At 43.7% G+C, this 3302-nt stretch carries 3 protein-coding genes; all 3 read right to left on the reverse strand.

The window, feature by feature from the left end; translation table 11 throughout:
- Positions 1-224: 224 nt before the first annotated feature.
- Positions 225-605 carry an STAS/SEC14 domain-containing protein gene (locus ACWXWT_RS20155; protein ID WP_456043354.1) on the reverse strand — a complete coding sequence of 127 codons (381 nt, stop codon included), beginning with the start codon at positions 603-605 and terminating at the stop codon, positions 225-227.
- A gap of 203 nt (positions 606-808) precedes the next feature.
- Complete coding sequence (gene mdtD / locus ACWXWT_RS20160; RefSeq protein ID WP_456043355.1) at positions 809-2218, reverse strand: multidrug transporter subunit MdtD; 1410 nt, start codon at positions 2216-2218, stop codon at positions 809-811.
- 10 nt (positions 2219-2228) lie between these two features.
- A complete protein-coding gene (locus tag ACWXWT_RS20165) occupies positions 2229-2783 on the reverse strand; it encodes a TMEM165/GDT1 family protein (protein WP_456043356.1) in 555 nt (184 codons plus the stop codon).
- Positions 2784-3302: the final 519 nt, after the last annotated feature.

Here is a 3302-nt window from a genome sequence, read left to right on the forward strand (position 1 = left end):
CGAAGCATAAAGGACTTTGAAACCCGCCAGAATGGCGTCTCTCAGGTATTCCACTTCTGTGTTACATCGATTTAAAAGGGAACAACCATTTCTACATCAATGTGCCTTGAATTGAAAAACCTGAGAGGCTCTGAACTGACCAGATATTTAATGAGATTGGTATAACTTGTTCTGGACTCAGGCTAAGTAAAGTAATCGTTACAGGTTTAATATTTACACTGATGTTAATAACGAAGCCATTTCAACGCATCATCTTGTTTTTCGAAGTATTTCACTTCACCAGCAATAAACCAGCCACCCACTTTGGCGGCCCATTCTTGCCAGTTCTTATTTCCCCATATTGCCACTCTCTCAAACTCAGATTTGTGTTTTAATCCCAACTTTAAATCATCCCAAGCGGCTCGCAAATCCCAGCCATCAAGTTCAGTCGCATCAAAAAACAAACTTACTTTAGCTTGATCTACTTGGCTTAACGCTCCTTCTAACATTGGCGTGATAACAAGGTAGTCTTCGTGGGTTAATGTACCAACCGCTTTCAATGTCACACAAAACACATTTTCAATTCGGTTTATACCTATTGATAAACCATGTTTCTTCATTTCCATATCGTGACTCCTTTGTATTTTAGATAATCAAATATGCATGTTGATGAGCAACAACGACGTATGATTACATTTTAGCCATCTAGATAAAGAAAATTGTGGCTGACTGCACAAAAACGTTAGAATCGTGACGTTTAAAGTCGATGCAATATTGCAGCACACTATCGACAACGGAAAACGGTCAAACGGTGGCCCAAATGGTTATCTTAACGGCCATCAACTTTGGGCAATTGCGAAAAAATGGTTGCGGCAAGCATAGTCATGATACCAACGGTGACAAAAGTCAGTTGAAACGCCCCAAGCACAGTGCCCACAACATCACTGCCCACAACATCACTGCCGACATCAACGCTAAAACCACCAAGTAATGCACCAGCACAAGCAACTCCAAGGCTCAATGATAATTGACCAACCACTGACAACAGGCTATTGCCACTACTGGCATTAACATCATCGAGATCGATCAACGTCACAGCATTCATCGCAGTAAACTGCAGCGAGTTGATAGCGCCAAGAATAGCCAACAAGCTTAATAACAACCAGTAGGGTGTCTGTTCACTCACCAAACCCATGCTCGCTAACATCACCCCCAGCGCCAAGGTATTAGCGGTAAGCACTATTCGATAACCTAAGCGTTCAATGATGGGGCGAGCCACTGATTTGGCGATAATAGCTGCAGCGGCCAGCGGCAGCATGCTCATACCAGCCAGAGATGGAGAATATCCCAACGCAACTTGCAATAATAAAGGCACAAGAAACGGTAATGCACCACTGCCCAAGCGCGCAAACAGATTACCAAAAAGACCAATTGCAAATGTTCTGGTATTGAACAACTTTGGCGAAAACAATGGATTGTTTACCCGTCCTGCACGAAGCCAATATGCAATCAAACACGCCATACCGCTAAATAACAGCAACATCACTCGTATGTGCGGTAAGTGCAGCTCGCCAAGGCCTTCCATTGCGATGGTAATCAACAACATCGCAGCCCCAAACAATAAAAATCCGACGCTATCGAAACGCGATCTTTCCTTGCCCCGTAAATCAGGAATAAACTTCCACACGGCATAACAACCAATGACACCGACAGGCAGATTGATCAAGAAGATCCAATGCCATGTCAGGTATTGCACCATCCAACCACCCAGAGTCGGGCCGAGCAAAGGACCCAGTAAACCAGGTATGGTAATAAAGCCCATGATCCGTACTAATTCCGAACGTGGATATGCCCGCAGCACCACCAGTCGCCCAACAGGCAACATCAAGGCGCCACCTACCCCCTGAATCACCCTAGCGCCAATTAGCATGTCTAACGAGTTAGACAATGCACAAAACAAGGAGCCTAAACTGAATAATAAGATCGCCCCAAAGAAGATCTTTTTAGTGCCAAAGCGGTCAGCAATCCAACCTGAAGCCGGAATTAATAAAGCAACCGTTAACATATAAGCGATAATCACGCCTTGCATACGCAATGGATTTTCGCTTAAATCGTTGGCCATCGCCGGTAATGCGGTGTTCAGAATCGTGCCATCAAGTGACTGCATAAAAAAAGCAATCGCGACAACCCAAGGTAATCCGCGGGCAGCATCGGTATCAAGAACTCGGCTATCTGGCATTAAACCTCCTTTACCACATCAGTGTTGCCACACCGAGTAGTGCAAACAACACTGCACAACCACGATGAATAAGTTTCATGGGCAACTTGTCTGCACTTAAGTGCCCTGCCAGCACAACAGGGACATTAGCAATTAACATTCCCAATGTCGTGCCGATGACAACCCATGTCAATGCTTGGTATTTTGCTGCTAAGACTACCGTCGCAATTTGAGTTTTATCACCTATTTCAGCTATAAAAAACAACATAAACGTGGCAGCAAAAGCACCTAGTTTATAGAAGCGATTATCATCATCATCCATTTTATCGGGTACAAGGACCCACAATGCAATAGCAAAAAATGACCCCGCCACCAAATAAGTCGCCCATAAGGGATCGATCCACGCAATAGCCCACTCACCTAGCCATGCGGCAAGAAAATGATTTAATAATGTGGCGAGCAAAATACCTGAGATAATAGCGGTTTTATTGTGAAATCTCACAGCCAGTAGTAAGGCTAATAATTGAGTCTTGTCGCCTATTTCAGCGAAGGCAACAGTAAGAGTTGAGGCGAATAAAGCTTCCAATGTGATATTCCTAGGGGTAAATGATAACTAAGCACAAGCCACCGCATACCCCTTAATGCAGTTACTGTGCTTAGGTCTCGCTTGGTAACATCACTGGTTGACAGTGTGCTACTGTTTGCACCATGGCATGAGGCCAATTATGTTGATACAGACATCTTGTGTGCCATAACAGCGTGACAAGATTAGCTACTCCCCTAAAACAAGTCGCATTATAGCGATTAAATCATTTTATTCAATCCGCTCATTTTACATTGTAAATTCGGAGGATAGAATGAACACCAAGCCAACAGTAATACCAATCCCATTAAATATCTGGTCAGTTCAGAGTCTCTCAGGTTTTTCAATTCAAGGCACATTGATGTAGAAATGGTTGTTCCCTTTTAAATCGATGTACACAGAAGTGGAATACCTGAGAGACTCCATTCTGGCGGGTTTCAAAGTCCTTTATGCTTCGTTAGATGCTTTCAAAATAGAATCACTATTCGCTTCAATCATCTGCCTTGCCTACAGCACTTTGAA

The sequence above is a fragment of the Shewanella sp. A22 genome, from assembly GCF_053850585.1.

Excerpts from the sequence above, each read along its gene's own strand:
- ACWXWT_RS20155 (WP_456043354.1), bottom strand. The coding sequence starts at position 605 with ATGGAAATGAAGAAACATGGTTTATCAATAGGTATAAACCGAATTGAA.
- mdtD (WP_456043355.1), bottom strand. The coding sequence starts at position 2,218 with ATGCCAGATAGCCGAGTTCTTGATACCGATGCTGCCCGCGGATTACCT.